The organism is Bifidobacterium saguinibicoloris (assembly GCF_019331725.1).
Taxonomy (GTDB): Bacteria; Actinomycetota; Actinomycetes; order Actinomycetales; family Bifidobacteriaceae; genus Bifidobacterium; species Bifidobacterium saguinibicoloris.
Genome location: NZ_JAHBBF010000006.1, coordinates 96,657 through 114,636, shown reverse-complemented (window position 1 = coordinate 114,636; position 17,980 = coordinate 96,657). Strand labels below are relative to the sequence as shown.

Annotated in this window: 13 protein-coding genes and 1 tRNA gene; 10 read left to right on the top strand and 4 right to left on the bottom strand. The window is 64.7% G+C overall.

Going from position 1 to position 17,980, the window contains the following annotated elements; genetic code table 11:
- Nucleotides 1-138: 138 nt before the first annotated feature.
- The 3 genes from KIH78_RS05710 to purT form a co-directional block, all read right to left on the bottom strand.
- Nucleotides 139-3,891, bottom strand: a complete 3,753-nt coding sequence (locus tag KIH78_RS05710; RefSeq protein WP_219131606.1) for a phosphoribosylformylglycinamidine synthase — start codon at nt 3,889-3,891, stop codon at nt 139-141.
- Between the two features lie 99 nt (nt 3,892-3,990).
- Nucleotides 3,991-4,743 (bottom strand): phosphoribosylaminoimidazolesuccinocarboxamide synthase, encoded by a 753-nt coding sequence (purC, locus tag KIH78_RS05705; protein WP_214312610.1) that lies wholly within the window; start codon nt 4,741-4,743, stop codon nt 3,991-3,993.
- A gap of 103 nt (nt 4,744-4,846) precedes the next feature.
- Complete coding sequence (purT, locus tag KIH78_RS05700; protein ID WP_219131605.1) at nt 4,847-6,154, bottom strand: formate-dependent phosphoribosylglycinamide formyltransferase; 1,308 nt, start codon at nt 6,152-6,154, stop codon at nt 4,847-4,849.
- A 234-nt stretch (nt 6,155-6,388) separates the two neighbouring features.
- Between purT and KIH78_RS05695 the strand changes: the two genes are divergently transcribed.
- Nucleotides 6,389-7,582 (top strand): pyridoxal phosphate-dependent aminotransferase, encoded by a 1,194-nt coding sequence (locus tag KIH78_RS05695; RefSeq protein WP_219131604.1) that lies wholly within the window; start codon nt 6,389-6,391, stop codon nt 7,580-7,582.
- An 18-nt stretch (nt 7,583-7,600) separates the two neighbouring features.
- Nucleotides 7,601-8,776, top strand: a complete 1,176-nt coding sequence (locus KIH78_RS05690; protein ID WP_219131603.1) for a glycosyltransferase — start codon at nt 7,601-7,603, stop codon at nt 8,774-8,776.
- 34 nt (nt 8,777-8,810) lie between these two features.
- Here the strand turns inward: KIH78_RS05690 and KIH78_RS05685 are convergent, their stop codons facing one another.
- On the bottom strand, nt 8,811-9,848 hold the full coding sequence (locus tag KIH78_RS05685) for a threonine aldolase family protein (RefSeq protein WP_219131602.1): 1,038 nt from the start codon (nt 9,846-9,848) through the stop codon (nt 8,811-8,813).
- 661 nt (nt 9,849-10,509) lie between these two features.
- Here KIH78_RS05685 and KIH78_RS05680 point away from each other — a divergent pair.
- The 8 genes from KIH78_RS05680 (at nt 10,510) to carA (ending at nt 17,979) form a co-directional block, all read left to right on the top strand.
- Nucleotides 10,510-10,585: transfer RNA gene (locus KIH78_RS05680), tRNA-His, on the top strand.
- Between the two features lie 360 nt (nt 10,586-10,945).
- Entirely contained in the window at nt 10,946-11,317 is a 372-nt protein-coding gene (gene rpsL / locus KIH78_RS05675) for a 30S ribosomal protein S12 (protein ID WP_094667405.1), read from the top strand.
- A gap of 5 nt (nt 11,318-11,322) precedes the next feature.
- On the top strand, nt 11,323-11,793 hold the full coding sequence (gene rpsG / locus KIH78_RS05670) for a 30S ribosomal protein S7 (RefSeq protein WP_214312600.1): 471 nt from the start codon (nt 11,323-11,325) through the stop codon (nt 11,791-11,793).
- A 30-nt stretch (nt 11,794-11,823) separates the two neighbouring features.
- The gene (fusA, locus tag KIH78_RS05665) at nt 11,824-13,950 is read left to right on the top strand and encodes an elongation factor G (RefSeq protein ID WP_214312592.1); all 2,127 of its coding nucleotides are present in this window, start codon (nt 11,824-11,826) and stop codon (nt 13,948-13,950) included.
- A 138-nt stretch (nt 13,951-14,088) separates the two neighbouring features.
- Nucleotides 14,089-15,288, top strand: coding sequence for an elongation factor Tu (gene tuf / locus KIH78_RS05660; RefSeq protein WP_214312578.1), 1,200 nt, complete (start codon nt 14,089-14,091; stop codon nt 15,286-15,288).
- Between the two features lie 242 nt (nt 15,289-15,530).
- Nucleotides 15,531-16,088: an elongation factor P gene (efp, locus tag KIH78_RS05655; protein WP_214312576.1), complete on the top strand. Its 558-nt coding sequence runs from the start codon at nt 15,531-15,533 to the stop codon at nt 16,086-16,088.
- Nucleotides 16,089-16,152: 64 nt separating this feature from the next.
- Entirely contained in the window at nt 16,153-16,566 is a 414-nt protein-coding gene (nusB, locus tag KIH78_RS05650) for a transcription antitermination factor NusB (RefSeq protein WP_214312574.1), read from the top strand.
- Nucleotides 16,567-16,758: 192 nt separating this feature from the next.
- Nucleotides 16,759-17,979: a glutamine-hydrolyzing carbamoyl-phosphate synthase small subunit gene (carA, locus tag KIH78_RS05645; RefSeq protein ID WP_338024120.1), complete on the top strand. Its 1,221-nt coding sequence runs from the start codon at nt 16,759-16,761 to the stop codon at nt 17,977-17,979.
- The last annotated feature ends 1 nt before the right edge of the window (nt 17,980 follow it).

Genomic DNA, 17,980 nt, shown 5'->3' with positions numbered 1-17,980 from the left:
CGGGGAACCCGGTGTCCATGTGAACAGGGCGCCGGTTCCCGATTCCGATCGGACGAAAACGGGGAACCGGACCGGCCTGAACATACGACAAAAGGGAGACCCGAAGGTCTCCCTTTTGTCCATACGGACGCTAGATCATCACGCGGCGAAGTACTCGACGCCGGCCTCGAACAGCGGCTGGTACTTGTCGCCCGGGACGTTCACGTACAGACCGTTGCCGGAACGCTCCGAATGACCCATCTTGCCGAACACGCGGCCGTCCGGGCTGGTGATGCCCTCGACGGCGAGCATCGAACCGTTCGGGTTCACCGCGAGATCCATGCCCGGAACGCCGGACTCGTCCACGTACTGCGTGGCGATCTGGCCGTTGGCCTTGAGCTGCGCCAGCACCTCGTCGGAGGCTACGAAGCGGCCCTCGCCGTGGGAGATGGCGACCGTGTGCACGTCGCCCACGGAAGTCTTCGCGAGCCAAGGGGACAGGTCCGACGCCACGCGCGTGCGCACGAGGCGGCTCTGGTGACGGCCGATCGTGTTGAACGTCAGCGTCGGGCACTCGGCGGTCATGTCGACGATGTCGCCGAACGGCACCAGACCCAGCTTGATGAGCGCCTGGAAGCCGTTGCAGATGCCGAGCATCAGGCCATCGCGGTTCTTGAGCAGGTCGCGCACCGCCTCGGTGACGGCCGGGGCGCGGAAGAACGCGGTGATGAACTTGGCGGAGCCGTCCGGCTCGTCGCCGCCGGAGAAGCCGCCCGGAATCATCACGATCTGGCTCTTGTTGATCTCCTCGACCAGCTTGGCGGCGGACTCGGCCACGGCCTGGGGCGTCAGGTTGTTGACGACCAGCGTGTGCGCCTCGGCGCCGGCGCGTTCGAACGCGGCCGCGGAATCGTACTCGCAGTTGTTGCCCGGGAACACGGGGATGATGACGCGCGGCTTGGCCACGCCCGCACCGGTGTACACGGTCTTCTTCACACCGGCGGATTCGGCGTGGAAGTCGACGGTCTCGACGGTCTCGGTCTTCTCGGTGCCGTGGGAACGGTACGGGAACACGGACTCGATGCCGCCCTCCCACGCGTTCTGCAGCTCGGCGAGGTCGATGGTCTCGCCGCCCGCGACGAACTCGTACTCCGAGGAGGTCACACCGATCTCGCCCACCTCGACGAGGTTGGAGACGGCCGGGATCTTCTCGTTGTCCTTGAGCTCGACGATGAACGAGCCGTAGGCCGGCGCGAACAGGTCGTCGAGGGCGATGTCGTCGTTCAGGGTCAGTCCGATGCCGTTGCCGACGGTCATCTTGAACAGCGCCTCGGCGGTGCCGCCGTAGCCCGGAGTGGACACGGCCAGCGCGGTGCCGAAATCGGTGAGTTCCTCGACCAGGCCGAACGCGTCGAGCAGCGCGTCCTTGTCCGGCGTGAGGCCGTCGGCCAGGTAGCGCGGCGCGATGCGCACGACGCGGTGGCCGGCGCCCTTGAACTCGGGGGAGGTGGCGCGCTTCATGCTGCCCACGGCGACGGCGAAGGAGATTAGCGTCGGCGGCACGTCAAGCGCCTCGAACGAGCCGGACATCGAATCCTTGCCGCCGATGGCGCCGGCGCCGAGGTCGATCTGCGCCATCAGCGCGCCCAGCACGGCGGCCGTCGGCTTGCCCCAGCGTTCCGGCTCGTCGCGCAGCTTCTCGAAGTACTCCTGGAAGCTCAGATAAGCCTTCTCGTGCTCGAAGCCCGCCGCGACCAGCTTGGCCAGCGATTCGACGACGGACAGGTAGGCACCGGTGAACTGGTTCTTCTCCATGATGTACGGGTTGAAGCCCCAAGCCATCGCGGAGGCGGTGGTGGTCTCGCCGAACACCGGGAACTTGGCGACCATCGCCTCGTTCGGGGTGAGCTGCTTGACGCCGCCGAACGGCATGAGGACGGTGCCCGCGCCGATCGTCGAGTCGAAGCGCTCCGACAGGCCCTTGTTGGAGGCCACGTTGAGGTCGGTGACGAGGGCGTGCATGCGGTCGGAGAGGGAGCCGGAACGCCATGCGGCCGGCGTCTCGTACGCCTGCTGGACCTCGACGTGCACCGACTGGTGCTTCGGGGCGCCGTTGGAGGCGAGGAACTCGCGCGAGAGGTTCACGATCTCGTCGCCGTTCCAGGTCATCACCATGCGCGGGTCCTCGGTCACGGTGGCGATCACCGTCGCCTCGAGGTTCTCCTCGCGCGCGTAGCCCAGGAACTCGTCGACGTCCTCGGCCGCGACGTCCACGGCCATGCGCTCCTGCGATTCGGAGATTGCCAGTTCGGTACCGTCGAGACCCTCGTACTTCTTCGGCACGGTGTCGAGGTTCACGTACAGGCCGTCGGCCAGCTCGCCGACCGCCACGGACACGCCGCCGGCGCCGAAGTCGTTGCAGCGTTTGATGAGACGGCAGGCGTCACCGCGGCGGAACAGGCGCTGCAGTTTGCGTTCGACCGGCGCGTTGCCCTTCTGCACCTCGGCGCCGTCGAGTTCGAGCGATTCGACGTTGTGCGCCTTTGAGGCGCCGGTCGCGCCGCCGATGCCGTCGCGGCCGGTGCGACCGCCCAGGAGGATGACCTTGTCGCCGGGAGCGGGGGTCTCGCGGCGTACGTGGTCCGCCGGAGTGGCGGCCACGACCGCGCCCACCTCCATGCGCTTGGCCACGTATCCGGGGTGGTAGATCTCGTTGACCTGACCGGTGGCGAGACCGATCTGGTTGCCGTAGGAGGAGTATCCGGCGGCGGCGGTCGTCACGAGCTTGCGCTGGGGGAGCTTGCCCTCAAGCGTTTCGGAGACCGGCACGGTCGGGTCGGCGGCACCGGTCACGCGCATCGCCTGGTACACGTAGGAACGGCCGGACAGAGGGTCGCGGATGCAGCCGCCGATGCAGGTGGCCGCGCCGCCGAACGGCTCGATCTCGGTGGGGTGGTTGTGCGTCTCGTTCTTGAACAGGAACAGCCAGTCCTCGTCGTGGCCGTTGACGTCCACCTTCACCTTGACGGTGCAGGCGTTGATCTCCTCGCTCTCGTCGAGGCCGGTGAGGATGCCGTTCTTCTTGAGCCACTTCGCGCCGATCGTGCCCATGTCCATCAGGCACAGGGGCTTCTCTTCGCGGTCGAGTTCGCGGCGCAGCTCCAGATAGCGTTCGAACGCGGCCTTGACCACGTCGTCGTCGATGGCGACGTCGGTCAGGATCGTGCCGAACGTCGTGTGGCGGCAGTGGTCGGACCAGTAGGTGTCGATCACCTTGATCTCGGTGATTGTGGGTTCGCGTCCGGCTTCGGAGAAGTACTTCTGGCAGAACTCGAGGTCGGCGAGGTCCATGGCGAGGCCGCGCTCGTCGATGAACCGCTGGCCGGCCTCGGCGTCCATCTCGTTGAATCCGGCGATGACTTCGACCTTGCCGGGGGTCGGCACGGCGGTCTTCAGCGTCTTCTTCGTCTCGAGCGACGCTTCACGCGCCTCGACCGGGTTGATGACGTAATGCTTGATCGCCTCGACGTCCGCGTCCGTCAGATCGCCTTCGAGGGCGTACAGCTTGGCGGAGCGGACGACCGGACGCTCGCCCTGCGAGATGAGCTGGATGCATTCGGCGGCGGAGTCGGCGCGCTGGTCGAACTGGCCGGGCAGGAATTCGGTGGCGAACACGGACGCCTCGCCGAACTCCGGCAGGTCGGCGTACACGTCGTCCACCTGCGGCTCGCTGAAGACGGTCGGCGTGGCCTTGTCGAACAGGGCCTTGTCGATGCCTTCGACGTCATAGCGGTTGACGATGCGGATGTGCTTCAGCCCCGTGATGCCGAGGATGGTTTTGAGCTCGGTGCCGAGCTGCTGGGCCTCGACGTCGAAGCCGGGCTTCTTCTCCACGTACACGCGGAAAACCATAGGGGATCCTTTCCTTGGTGGAAGTCGTCTTGGAAGTCTTATGCGGGAAAACGAGCTGGCTCCCCTCATGAAGTCATGAAAGGGGAGCCAGCGGAAGAATCATTCGGCGCGTTCGATGCCTTCGGCCTCGGCCAGCTTGACCAGGCGACCGTAGATCTCCTCGTACGCGGGGATGATGTTGCCCAGGTCGCGGCGGAACAGGTCCTTGTCGAGGTGCTCGATCTTGCCGGACTTGTCCTTGAGGTCCCACAGACGGCAGGTATCCGGGGTGATCTCGTCGGCGAGCAGGATGGTGCCGTCGGAGGTCTTGCCCTCCTCGATCTTGAAGTCCACGAGCTGCACGTCGATCTTGGAGAAGATGTCCTTGAGCCCCTCGTTGACGGCGCGGGCGATGCGGGAGATCTCCGCGAGCTCCTCTTCGGTCGCGAGACCGAGGGCCACGATGCCGTCGTCGTTGATGAACGGGTCGCCCAGATCATCGGACTTGAGGCAGAACTCGAGGATCGGCTTCTTGAGGGGCGTGCCCTCCTCGACGCCATAGCGCTTGGCGAAGGAGCCGGCCGCGGTGTTGCGCATGATGATCTCGAGCGGGTACATGTCCATCTTCTTCACCAGCTGCTCGGTGTCGGACAGACGCTTGATGAAGTGGCTGTCCACGCCGCGGGCCTTGAGCAGGTCGAAGATGACGGAGGTGATGTGGTTGTTCAGGTTGGCCTTGCCTTCGATCTGGGCCTTCTTCGCGCCGTTGCCGGCGGTCGCCTGATTCATGTATTCGACCCACAGCACGTCGGGGTCGTCGGTTGCGTACATCTTCTTGGCCTTGCCCTTGTAGAGCATTTCCAGTTTCTCCATTACTCGCCTTTCAGGAGTGGAATATCTGGGTGAACTAACGGTAAAAGGGTACCAATCGCCGGGGATAACGACGCCGCCGTGCAGCGCATCGTTTCCGTGGGACTCACCGCACCTCGATGTCGAGCGCATCGGCCACGCGGGCCGCCTTGACGCGGGCCTCGTCCGCGGAGCCTCCGATAGCCAGCGCGACCGCCATGCGGCGATGGCCGTGCACCTCCGGCTTGGCGAAGACACGCAGGTCGGTGCCCGGCTCGGCCAGCGCTCCGGAAAGATTCGAGAACTCCGCCTCGCCGTCGCCGGCGACCACGATCGCATGGCTCGCCGCCACGGAGCCGGCGGGCATCGACAGCGCCACATGCCCCTCCGTGATCGGCAGACCGAGGATCGCGCGCGCATGCAGCGCGAACTCGCTCAGGCGCTGCGAGGCCATCGTCACCATGCCCGTGTCATGCGGACGCGGGGACACCTCGTTGAACAGCACCGATCCGTCGGTCAGTACGAACAGCTCCACGCCGAACACGCCCCAGCCGGTCTCGCCGCTTGTCCTCGCCTTCGCGACCAGCCCCTCGACGGCCGTGCGCGCGATGCGGCCGGCCGTCGCCAGCACGGCGTCGGAAGCCGTCGCCGGCTGCCAGGATTCGCGGTAGTCTCCCGACTCCTGACGCTGTCCGATCGGCGCGCACGTCACGATGCCGGCCGACGACGAGACCGTCAGCACGGTCAGCTCGTAGTCGAGCGGCGCCAGCGCCTCGACGATCACACGAGACACGCCCCCCTCGCCGGCGGCGCGACGACCCTCCTGCGCCTCGGTCCACGCGGCGTCGATCGCATCGGCCGAACGCACCACCGACTGGCCGTGGCCGGACGAACTCATCACCGGCTTGACGACGCACGGATACCCCACCGTCGCGGCCCCCTCGCGCAGCTCCTCGAGCGAACCGGCGAAACGGTACGGCGTGGTCGGCAATCCCAACTCCTCATGCGCGATGACGCGTAGACGTTCGCGGTCCATGCAGGTCGCCGCGATCTCGGCGCTCGGCACCACCTGAATGCCGCGGGCGGCCGCGTCGGCCAGCTCGGACGTGGCGATCGCCTCCACCTCCGGCACGACGATGTCGGGCCGCACCTCGTCGAGCAGGGCGCGCAGCTTGCCGGCGTCCGCCATGTCCAGCACGCGGGCCTCATGCGCGACCTGCTGCGCCGGCGCGCCCGCGTACGAATCGGCCGCGCACACCCACGCGCCGAGCCGCATGAGCTCGATCGTCACCTCCTTGCCGAGCTCGCCCGAACCGAGGAACAGCACGCGCGTCGGATGCGCGCCGAGCGGCGTGCCCAGCACGCGCCCGCGGCAATCGGCGGGGGAGAAGGAAGTGGACGGGGAATCAGAGGAAACGTTCACGCTATCGGTCATGCGACACATTGTCGCATCGCGCCGCGCCGCGCCACGCCGGCCCCTCCCCGCCATGGGACCCGCGGCACCGGTCGGAAGACGATTTCATCCGTCGGACGCGTCCTGATAACCCTCCATAAATACCGCGTATAGACACGCCGTGGCCGCGCGTGCCGCCGGGGCGTACGGTGGGTGTCACCGATCGATCGAAACAGACGATCGGGCCAACGTTCAAGGGACCCGCGGGGAGAGACAATGGGGAACGACAATCCGCCGCTCATCGGAAACCTGATTTCACGAAGGGCGGCGGGACTGCCACCGAACCCGTTCGCCGAAGCCGACGCCCGCGTCGCGGCGGCGGTCCGCGCCGGTCGGCGCATCATCGACCTGTCCAAAGGCAATCCGGACGGTGCTCCTCCCTCGTTCATGCAGGACGCGCTCGCCCACGCCGCGCACGACCCCTCCTTCTTCCGTTACCCGCCGTTCGACGGCGTCCCCGAATACCTCGCCGCGATACGCGACTGGTACGCGGAACGCTACGACGTGACGCTCGCTGCGCGTACGCAGCTGCTTGCCGTCGCCGGCGCGTCCGTCGGCATCTCCACCGTCATCGACGCGCTGATCGACGAAGACGACGTGGTTGTGGCCGTCGACCCGTACTACCCGCAGTACGAGGGTTCCACCGCCATCGCCAAAGGCCGTTTCGTGCCGATTCCCGCCGATCCGGCGCACGGGTTCCTGCCCGACCTCGACGCCGTCGATCCGGCCTTGTGGGACCGTGCGAAACTCCTGATCCTCAACTACCCGAACAACCCCACCGGCGCGGTCGCCACGCCGGAGTTCTACGGCAAGGCCGTCGCGCTCGCCCATGCGCACCGCTTCGCAATCATGAACGATTTCGCGTACGCGGGCATCGAATTCGGCGGAGACCCCTCTCCCAGCATTCTCGAGACGCCCGGAGCCATGGATGTCGCCGTCGAGCTCGGCTCCCTGTCGAAGATGTTCATGGTGGCCGGCTGGCGTGGTGGATGGATCGCCGGCAACGCCGATATCCTCGCCGCCGCGAAGGCCGTGCACCGTCAGACCACCGTGCTCGCACCGAGCGTCGTCCAGCAGGCGGGCGCCGTCGCGCTGCAGAGCGACCTGCGCTCGGTCTCCCGGCTGGCCGTGACCTATGGCCATCGCGCGGAGGTGCTCGGCGAGGGACTGCGCGAGGCCGGACTGGACGTGACCGAGGTCCGGGGCGGCCTGTTCCTCTGGGCGCGGGTGCCCGAAGGACACGGCACGTCCGACGGATTCACGTCGTGGCTGCTGGAACATGCCGGTGTGGCCGTCATCCCCGGCTCCTGTTTCGGGCCGCATTCGGACGGCTACGTGCGGTTCAGCCTGCTGCGCCCCGAAGGCGATCTGTACGCCGCCGTGTCCCGCATCGCCGGAGCCCTGTCGTAGGCGACGTAGACTGGAGCAATGCGTGAACACGGAGATGAAGCAGAGCATGAGGAGAGCATCGACCGGCCGTTGACCATCGCGCTGGTGGTCGATACGGTCGGCAACCAGGGCAACGGCACCTCCAATTCGGCGTTGCAATGGGCCGCGGAACTGGAGCGTCAGGGACACCACGTGCGGCTGGTCGGCATCGGCGCGCCGGAATTCCCGGCGCGCGTGAACAGGGTGCCGCTGGTCTCGTGGGTCGCCGCCAAGCAGCAGATGCAGTTCGCCGAACCGAGCGACACCCTGTTCCGCGCCGCATTCGACGGCGTCGACGTCGTGCACATCTACATGCCGTTCAAGTTCGGTCGCCGCGCCGCGAAGGTCGCCCGCCAGATGGGCATTCCGGTGACGGCGGGATTCCACCTCCAGCCGGAGAACGTGTTGTACTCCGCCGGGCCGCTGCGCTACATCCCCGGTATGGAGCGTTTCCTGTACTGGTTGTTCCGCCAGTGGCTCTACAAGCGTGTCGGCCACGTCCACACGCCCACCGAGATGACCGCGAGCCTGCTGCGCGAACACGGGTACAAGGGCGTGATGCATGTGATCTCCAACGGGTATTCGCCGCGGTTCACCGCGCGCAGACCGTTGGACCCGTCGGCGCCCGCGCATGTGCCGTTCCGTGTCGTCGCCTCCGGGCGACTCGCCCATGAGAAGGACCAGATCACGCTCATCAAGGCGATTTCGATGAGCCGGCACGCCAGCGACATCCAGCTCGTCATCGCCGGCACCGGGCCGTTGAAGCGGTACCTCACCTTCCGTGCGAACCGGCGTCTCAAGCGCAGAGCCGACATCGGGTTCCACCGCAACGCCGACATGCCCGCCCTGCTCAGGTCCTGCGACCTGTTCGTGCACTGCTCGATCGCGGACATCGAATCGGTGAGCGTCATCGAAGCGATGGCCTGCGGACTCGTCCCGGTGATCGCGGCATCGGAGCTGTCCGCGGCGAGCCAGTTCGCGCTGCTGGACGAATCACTGTTCCCCGTGCGGGATGCTGCGATCCTCGCCCGGCGCATCGACTGGTGGATCGATCATCCGGACGAGCTCGCGCGTTGGGGAGCCCGGTACGCGGAGCACACGCGCGAACACTATTCGGTGGAGGCGTCCGTCCACCGGTTCGTCGATATGGAGCGCGAGGCCATCGCCGACAGCTGATGCGGACCGACGCGGCCTTGCGCCGACCGACGCGTCACAGCAGCGCGATGAGCGCGTCCGTCTCCTCGTCCGTGGTGGACCAGCTGGTGCAGATGCGCATCACCGTGTGCGTGTCGTCGGCTTTCTCCATGAAGCCGAGACGTACGTGCTCCGACAGCCGGTCGATGGTCTGCTGGTCCAGCGTGACGAAGATCTGGTTCGTGGGCGCCTCGAACGTGAGCGTGTATCCCTTGTCGCGCAGCGCCTTGCGGATGCGGTCCGCCTGTTGGTTGGCGTTGCGTGCGATGTGGAAGTACAGGTCGTCGGTGAACAGCGTGTCGAACTGCACGCCGAGCAGGAACCCCTTGGCCAGGAGCGCCCCGTGCTGCTTGACGAGCGTGAGGAAGTGGCGTGGCGCCTTGCCGAATGCGCCGTGGTTCGTGAAGACCACCGCCTCGCCGAACATCGCACCGACCTTGGTGCCGCCGATGGTGAAGACGTCGGCGATGCGGGCGAGGTCGGGCAGCGTCATGTCGCATCCGGTGGAGGTCAGGCCGTATCCGAGGCGCGCGCCGTCGATGAAGAGCGGCATGTCGTATCGGTGTGCGACCTCGGCGAGACGCTCCAGCTCCGCCTTGGTGTACATCGTGCCGTATTCGGTGGAGATGGAGACGTATACGCAGCCGGGGAAGACCATGTGCTCATGGTTGGCGTCCGCGTAGAACGTGGCGCAATACTCATCGAGCTCGTCCGCGTCCATCCTGCCGTCGTGGTGGGGGAGCGTGAGGACCTTGTGCCCGGAGTATTCGATGGCACCGGCCTCATGCACGTTCGGGTGTCCTGATTCGACGGTGACCACGCCCGCGTATGGAGGGGTGACGGCATCGATGACGACCTGGTTGGCCTGCGTGCCGCCGACGAGGAACCAGACGTCGGCTTCCGGGACGCCGCACGCGGCACGGATCTTCGCCCTGGCGGACTCGCAGATTCCATCGGAGCCGTATCCGGGGTAGAGGCCGTCGTTGATGCGGGTGAGCGCGTCCAGAATCGCGGGGTGCGCGGCGCGCGAATAATCGTTTTCGAAGGAAAGCATGAGAACGAGTGTATGCCCCGGCCGGGGCCGCATGCGTACGACGCGCGGCGTGGCGTCATGCGCATGCGCGAGAGGGGAAGGAAGGAAGAAGATGGCCCCGGAACCGAAGGGAAAAGTTCCGGGGCCATCGTATGGGGAAGGGATGGTACGTCGTTTCCATCTACCTGTGCGGCACGGTGCGGACCGCATTGCCCGGCGCCTGCCGCCATCCATTCACACAGTACACAGCCATCTCGTTCATCGCGGCCCGGCGATCGCCGTATGTCCTTGCCGCGCCTCGTTGCGAACCAATGTTCGCTCTGTTCTGTTGTTCTTCACTTATATCGAAGGCGTTGCGCTTGCGGTCTTACGACGTTCTGCGCTTCGTTGCGACCTGCCGAATCCTCGGCCGATCTTAAACTCCGGCCTTCGATTTGCAGTATACATCATAAGTGAACATAAAAACAAGCTTGACACGCTGAAAACATAACGGGCAGTAATGCTGAGCGCGTATCATACAAACAAACAAAAACGAACACGATTCCGTTTTTACGGAAATGAAACGAACAAACCGTGGTTGATTGCACAGTGCGACACGCCGAGTTTGGACAGGCTTCGAAACTCGTGTACAGTAACCACCTGTTGTCAACAACCGGTGCAAGCCGGTCGGAGACACCACATGGTGGCTATAGCTCAGTTGGTAGAGCATCTGATTGTGGTTCAGAAGGTCGCGTGTTCGAGCCACGTTAGCCACCCCAGGGAAACCCCCGAGGCATCACCTCGGGGGTTTCGCATATCCCGCGTCGCCCGGCGCCGTGGCATCGGGTAGCGGATGGGGATTCCAGATTGTGGCGTGTCGTCGTCCAGGGTCTCCGTATCATGGATATTCGTGTGTGCCGACGGCATGCCTTATGTGACAGGCGTGCGGGTCGGGATATCCCGCGAATCGTTTGGATCGCGCGCAGCAATGCGGCGGCGAGAGAGGGGCGGGCCATCGGGCCGGTGGACCGTGGCTTACTTTCCGATTCGGATTGGTTTCCGGAATCCAGGGGAAGTGTGGCTCACGATGCTGCGGGCCTCACGGAAACAAGAGATAACACTGAATCGGAGAATTCAAGTTGCCTACTATCGAACAGCTCGTCCGTAAGGGACGTTCGCCGAAGCCGAAGAAGTCGAAGACTTTGGCGCTCAAGGGCAGCCCGCTGCGCCGCGGCGTGTGCACCCGTGTCTACACCACCACCCCGAAGAAGCCGAACTCGGCTCTGCGTAAGGTCGCCCGTGTGCGCCTGTCCTCCGGCGTGGAAGTCACCGCCTACATCCCGGGCGAGGGCCACAACCTGCAGGAGCACTCCATCGTGCTCGTGCGCGGCGGCCGTGTGAAGGATCTGCCGGGCGTGCGCTACCACATCGTGCGTGGCGCGCTCGATACCCAGGGTGTCAAGGACCGCAAGCAGGGTCGTTCCCTGTACGGAGCAAAGAAGGCGAAGTAAGAGATATGTCACGTAAAGGACCCTCCAAGAAGCATCAGGTGCTGCCCGATCCGATCTACGGTTCGACCGTCGTGGCGCAGCTCATCAACAAGATCCTGCTTGACGGCAAGAAGTCGATCGCCGAGGACATCGTGTACTCCGCGCTCGACATGGTCAAGGAGAAGACCGATCAGGAGCCCGTGGCCGTGCTGAAGCGCGCCCTGGACAACATCCGTCCGTCCCTCGAGGTGCGTTCCCGCCGAGTCGGCGGCGCCACCTACCAGGTGCCGGTCGAGGTCAAGCCGAACCGCGCGAACACCCTGTCCCTGCGCTGGCTGACCGACTTCTCCCGCGCCCGTCGCGAGAAGACCATGGCCGAGCGTCTCGCCAACGAGATCCTGGACGCCTCCAACGGCCTCGGCGCTTCTGTCAAGCGTCGCGAGGATACTCATAAGATGGCAGAGGCCAACAAGGCCTTCGCCCACTACCGCTGGTAATTCAAGTAGAACGAGAGTTAAGGAAAACTCATGGCGCTAGACGTCCTTTCGGATCTTCACATGATCCGCAATATCGGCATCATGGCTCACATCGATGCCGGTAAGACCACCACCACCGAGCGTATTCTGTACTACACCGGCAAGAGCTACAAGATCGGCGAGGTGCATGATGGCGCCGCGACGATGGACTTCATGGCGCAGGAGCAGGAGCGCGGCATCACCATCCAGTCCGCCGCCACCACCTGCTTCTGGAACCGTCAGTCCCACGACACCAAGGACAAGTTCCAGATCAACATCATCGACACCCCGGGCCACGTGGACTTCACGGCCGAGGTGGAGCGCTCCCTGCGCGTGCTCGATGGCGCCGTCGCCGTCTTCGACGGCAAGGAAGGCGTGGAGCCGCAGTCCGAGACCGTGTGGCGTCAGGCCGACAAGTACGGCGTGCCGCGCATCTGCTTCATCAACAAGATGGACAAGCTCGGCGCGAACTTCTACTACTCCGTCGACACCATCAAGGAGAAGCTGGGCGCCAACCCGATCGTCATGCAGCTGCCGATCGGCGCCGAGAACGACTTCGCCGGCGTGGTGGACCTCGTCGAGATGAAGGCCTACGTCTGGAACGGCACCGAGGGCCTCGGCGCCAAGTACGACGTCACCGACATCCCGGCCGATCTCGCCGACAAGGCCGAGGAATACCACGAGGCGCTCGTCGAGGCCGCCGCCGAGGCGAACGACGAACTCATGGACAAGTTCTTCGAGTCCGGCGAGCTGACCAAGGAAGAGATTCGCGCGGGTGTGCGTGAGCTCACCATCGCCAAGAAGGCCTTCCCGGTCTTCTGCGGCTCCGCCTTCAAGGATAAGGGCGTCCAGCCGATGCTGGACGGCGTCGTCGACTACCTGCCGTCCCCGGAGGACGTGCCGGCCATCAAGGGCTACAAGCCCGGCGACGAGTCCGTCGAGATCGACCGCAAGCCGGTCACGACCGATCCGTTCTCCGCGCTGGTCTTCAAGATCTCCACCCACCCGTTCTACGGCAAGCTCGTGTTCGTGCGCGTCTACTCCGGCGCCGTCAAGCCGGGCGATTCCGTGCTCGACTCCACCCGTGAGAAGAAGGAACGCGTCGGCAAGATCTTCCAGATGCACGCCGATAAGGAGAACCCGGTGGATGCCGCCGAAGCCGGCAACATCTACACCTTCGTGGGCCTCAAGAACGTCACCACCGGCGACACCCTGTGCGCCATCGACGCTCCGATCACCCTCGACTCCATGACCTTCCCGGAGCCGGTCATCCAGGTGGCCGTCGAACCGAAGACCAAGGCCGACCAGGAGAAGATGGGCATCGCCCTCGCCAAGCTGGCCGAAGAGGATCCGACGTTCCAGGTCACCACGGACGAGGAGTCCGGCCAGACCCTGATCGCCGGCATGGGCGAGCTTCAGCTCGACATCATCGTCGACCGTATGCGTCGCGAGTTCAAGGTCGAGTGCACCCAGGGCAAGCCGCAGGTCGCCTACCGCGAGACCATCCGTAAGGCCGTCATGGACCAGGGCTACACGCACAAGAAGCAGACCGGTGGTTCCGGCCAGTTCGCGAAGGTCCTGATGAACTTCGAGCCGCTCGAGACTACCGAGGGCAAGACCTTCGAGTTCGAGAACGCCGTCACCGGCGGCCACATCTCCCAGGAGTTCATCCCCTCCATCGAGGCGGGCGTCAAGGAAGCCATGGAATCCGGCATCCTCGCAGGCTTCCCGGTGGTGGGCGTCAAGGCCACCGTCACCGATGGCCAGATGCACCCGGTCGATTCCTCCGAAATGGCCTTCAAGCTCGCGGGCTCCATGTGCTTCAAGGAAGCCGCCCCGAAGGCCAAGCCGGTCATCCTCGAGCCGATCATGGCCGTCGAGGTCCGTACTCCGGAGGAGTACATGGGCGAAGTCATCGGCGATCTCAACCAGCGCCGTGGCAACATCCAGTCCATGACCGACGCCACCGGCGTCAAGGTCATCGACGCCAAGGTCCCGCTGTCCGAGATGTTCGGCTACATCGGCGACCTGCGTTCGAAGACCCAGGGCCGCGCCATGTTCACCATGCAGATGGACTCCTACGCCGAGGTGCCGAAGAGCGTCTCCGACGAGATCATCAAGGCCCAGCGCGGCGAGTGACACGCGTAGCTACGTTGATTTGCGTCACGTCTCCAGTCAGCGGTAATATCGTGTACCGCTGACTGGGTTCTGGCTCATCAATGTGGCACGAAACCCAGAAACCCAGTAACCCTACGAAACGTCCAGGAGGACAAAGTAATGGCAAAGGAAAAGTACGAGCGTACTAAGCCGCACGTTAACATCGGTACCATCGGCCACGTCGATCACGGCAAGACCACTCTGACCGCGGCCATCTCCAAGGTGCTGCACGAGGAGTTCCCGGATGTCAACCCGGAGTACGACTTCAACCAGATCGATTCCGCTCCGGAAGAGGCCGCCCGCGGTATCACCATCAACATCGCCCACATCGAGTACCAGACCGCGAAGCGTCACTACGCTCACGTGGACTGCCCGGGCCACGCCGACTTCGTGAAGAACATGATCACCGGTGCCGCCCAGATGGATGGCGCCATCCTCGTGGTCGCCGCCACCGACGGCCCGATGGCCCAGACCCGCGAGCACGTCCTGCTCGCCCGTCAGGTCGGTGTCCCGAAGATCCTGGTCGCCCTGAACAAGTGCGACATGGTCGACGATGAGGAGCTCATCGAGCTCGTCGAGGAAGAGGTCCGTGACCTGCTCGACGAGAACGGCTTCGATCGCGACTGCCCGGTCATCCACGTCTCCGCCTACGGCGCCCTGCACGATGACGCCCCGGATCACGAGCACTGGGTCGAGCAGATCAAGAAGCTCATGGACGCCGTCGACGAGTACATCCCGACCCCGGTCCACGACCTCGACAAGCCGTTCCTGATGCCGATCGAGGACGTCTTCACCATCTCCGGCCGTGGTACCGTCGTCACCGGCCGTGTGGAGCGTGGCCAGCTGGCCGTCAACTCCCCGGTCGAGATCGTCGGCATCCGTCCGACCCAGAACACCACCGTGACCTCCATCGAGACCTTCCACAAGACGATGGACGCCTGCGAGGCCGGCGACAACACCGGTCTGCTCCTCCGTGGCCTCGGCCGTACGGACGTCGAGCGTGGCCAGGTCGTGGCTGCCCCCGGCACCGTGACCCCGCACACCAAGTTCGAGGGTGAGGTCTACGTCCTCACCAAGGACGAGGGTGGCCGTCACTCGCCGTTCTTCTCCAACTACCGTCCGCAGTTCTACTTCCGCACCACCGACGTCACCGGCGTCATCGAGCTGCCGGAAGGCGTCGAGATGGTCCAGCCGGGCGATCATGCGACCTTCACCGTCGAGCTGATCCAGCCCATCGCCATGGAGGAGGGCCTCACCTTCGCCGTGCGTGAGGGTGGCCACACCGTCGGCTCGGGCCGTGTCACCAAGATCCTCGCCTGATTCACATCGGAGCGATCTTCGCGACGCGCTTGAACTAGCGTGCTGAATGGGTCCCGGAACCACTTTGGTTCCGGGACCCATTTGTATATTCGGCCGTTTGTGGAGATGTCCTACGCCTCCGGGCAAGGAAACCGACCGTGTTCTTATCATCCTCGCCGCCGTGTCGCGGTAGAGGGGTGATGGCATAATAGCCAAGGCAAATTTTGGGTAAGCCCTCGACACTAGAAACATAGGTGAGAATCGTGGCACAGACTACCAATGACATCAAGAACGGATCCGTCCTGAACCTCGACGGCCAGCTGTGGACCGTCCTCAAGTTCCAGCACGTCAAGCCGGGCAAGGGCCCCGCCTTCGTGCGCACCACCATCAAGAACGTCCTGTCCGGCAAGATCGTCGACAAGACCTTCAACGCGGGCATGAAGATGGAGTTCGAGACCGTCGACAACCGCAACCTCCAGTACTCCTACGAGGATGGCGACAACCTGGTCTTCATGGACATGACCACCTACGACCAGGTCTACGTGCCGAAGTCCCTCGTCGACACCAAGTTCCTGCTCGAAGGCACCGACTGCATCGTCTCCTTCCACGACGAGACCCCGCTGAGCGTCGAGCTGCCGGCGTCTGTGGTCCTGACCATCACCCACACCGAGCCCGGCCTGCAGGGCAACCGTTCCAACGCCGGCACCAAGCCCGCCACCGTCGAGACCGGCGCCGAGATCCAGGTCCCGCTGTTCATCAACGAAGGCGAGAAGGTCAAGGTCAACACCACCGACGGCTCCTACCTGGGCCGCGAGAACTGATTCGACCGCATCAGGCCAACAGCAGACCGGCAGACCAGCACCAAGAAGAAGGACCAGCAGAGGCATGGCACGTTCCACCGCACGAAAAAGGGCTCTGAACACGCTGTACGAAGCGGACGAGAAGGGACAGGACATCCTTTCCCTTCTGGAGGAGCGCATCGAGACGCCTGGCGCGCAGACGCCGCTGCCGGAGTACGCCATCGACATCGTCAAAGGCGTCGCCGAGCACATCGCCGACATCGACTCCACCCTGGACGAGCACTCCACCGGGTGGAAGGTCAAGCGCATGGGTGTCGTCGACCGCAACATCCTGCGTATCGCCGCATGGGAGATTCTCTTCAACGACGAGGTGCCGGACAAGGTCGCCATCGACGAGGCGCTGTCCCTCGCGAAGACGCTGTGCGACGACGACTCGCCCGCGTTCATCCACGGATTGCTGTCCGCCATCTGCACGGCCAAGGAAAAGCCGATCGATTAGTCATTGCTTCAAACGCCTCCCCGCAACACGGGAGGCGTTTTCATGAGCGGACGCGTCGCACGACGACGCGATGGCCGCACCAACGCGGCCGCAGCCGGCGCATCGGACGCATACCGCACACGCGGCGTGTGAGTCTGCGCTGGCCGATAACCTAAGTTACGGATAACCCGAGTGATCACAAAGGGGGTTTTGGTGAGCGAGAACGCAAACTATTCCAAGGACGACGCGGTCCTTGTGCTGGAGGACGGCCAGGTGTACGTGGGAGAGCCATACGGTGCCCGCGGTGCGACCACGGGTGAGATCGTGTTCGCCACCGGCATGACCGGCTATCAGGAGACGCTCACCGATCCAAGCTACGACCGCCAGATCGTCGTGCAGACCTTCCCGCACATCGGCGACACCGGCGTCAACCATGAGGACCCGGAGTCCTCCCGCATCTGGGTGGCCGGCTATGTGGTACGCGAACCCTCCCCGAACGTGAGCAACTGGCGTGCCGAAGGCAGCCTCGACGACGATCTCGTGGCTAACGGCATCGTGGGCCTCGCCGACATCGACACCCGCAAGCTCGTACGTCACCTGCGTTCCGCGGGCGTCATGCGCGCCGGCATCTTCTCCGGCGACGCCCTCGTGGACGACTCCGGCCACGTGAGGGAGCTCGATGAGCTCCTCGCCCGTGTCAAGGACACCCCGCAGATGCAGGGTCTGAGCCTGTACGACGAGGTGTCCACCAAGGAGACCTACACCATCGAACCGTGCGGCGAATACGAGGGCAAGGAGCCGCTGTACACCGTGGCCGCCGTCGACCTCGGCATCAAGGGCATGACCCCGCACCGCATGGCCGAACGTGGATGCCGCGTGCACGTCGTGCCCTCCACCATCACGTTCGAGGAGATCGAGGAGCTCAACCCGGACGGCGTCTTCTTCTCCAACGGCCCGGGCGATCCGGAACAGGCCGGTCCGGAGGTCGAGCTGCTGCGCAAGGTCCTCGATGCCGGCTACCCGTTCTTCGGCATCTGCTTCGGCAACCAGCTGCTCGGCCGTGCGCTCGGCTTCGGCACCTACAAGCTGAAGTTCGGTCATCGCGGCATCAACCAGCCGGTCAAGGACATGACCACCGGCAAGATCGAGATCACCGCGCACAACCACGGCTTCGCCGTCGACGCGCCGATCGGCGAGACCGTCGACGCTCCGTTCGAGGACGGCAGGTATGGCAAGGTGTTCGTCAGCCACATCGACCTCAACGACGACGTGGTCGAAGGACTTCAGTGCGTGGACATCCCCGCGTTCTCCGTCCAATACCACCCGGAGGCCACCGCCGGCCCGCACGACGCAGCCTACCTGTTCGACCGTTTCTGCGAGCTCATGAAGAACAACCCGCGCGCAGAGCGCACCAACTCCAAGGAAGGTAAGTGAT

What these genes read in the sequence shown, in the direction of transcription:
- fusA (WP_214312592.1), top strand. Translation starts at nt 11,824, where the DNA reads ATGGCGCTAGACGTCCTTTCGGATCTTCACATGATCCGCAATATCGGC.
- KIH78_RS05685 (WP_219131602.1), bottom strand. Translation starts at nt 9,848, where the DNA reads ATGCTTTCCTTCGAAAACGATTATTCGCGCGCCGCGCACCCCGCGATT.
- rpsG (WP_214312600.1), top strand. Translation starts at nt 11,323, where the DNA reads ATGTCACGTAAAGGACCCTCCAAGAAGCATCAGGTGCTGCCCGATCCG.
- tuf (WP_214312578.1), top strand. Translation starts at nt 14,089, where the DNA reads ATGGCAAAGGAAAAGTACGAGCGTACTAAGCCGCACGTTAACATCGGT.
- purC (WP_214312610.1), bottom strand. Translation starts at nt 4,743, where the DNA reads ATGGAGAAACTGGAAATGCTCTACAAGGGCAAGGCCAAGAAGATGTAC.
- nusB (WP_214312574.1), top strand. Translation starts at nt 16,153, where the DNA reads ATGGCACGTTCCACCGCACGAAAAAGGGCTCTGAACACGCTGTACGAA.
- KIH78_RS05695 (WP_219131604.1), top strand. Translation starts at nt 6,389, where the DNA reads ATGGGGAACGACAATCCGCCGCTCATCGGAAACCTGATTTCACGAAGG.
- KIH78_RS05690 (WP_219131603.1), top strand. Translation starts at nt 7,601, where the DNA reads ATGCGTGAACACGGAGATGAAGCAGAGCATGAGGAGAGCATCGACCGG.
- KIH78_RS05710 (WP_219131606.1), bottom strand. Translation starts at nt 3,891, where the DNA reads ATGGTTTTCCGCGTGTACGTGGAGAAGAAGCCCGGCTTCGACGTCGAG.
- purT (WP_219131605.1), bottom strand. Translation starts at nt 6,154, where the DNA reads ATGACCGATAGCGTGAACGTTTCCTCTGATTCCCCGTCCACTTCCTTC.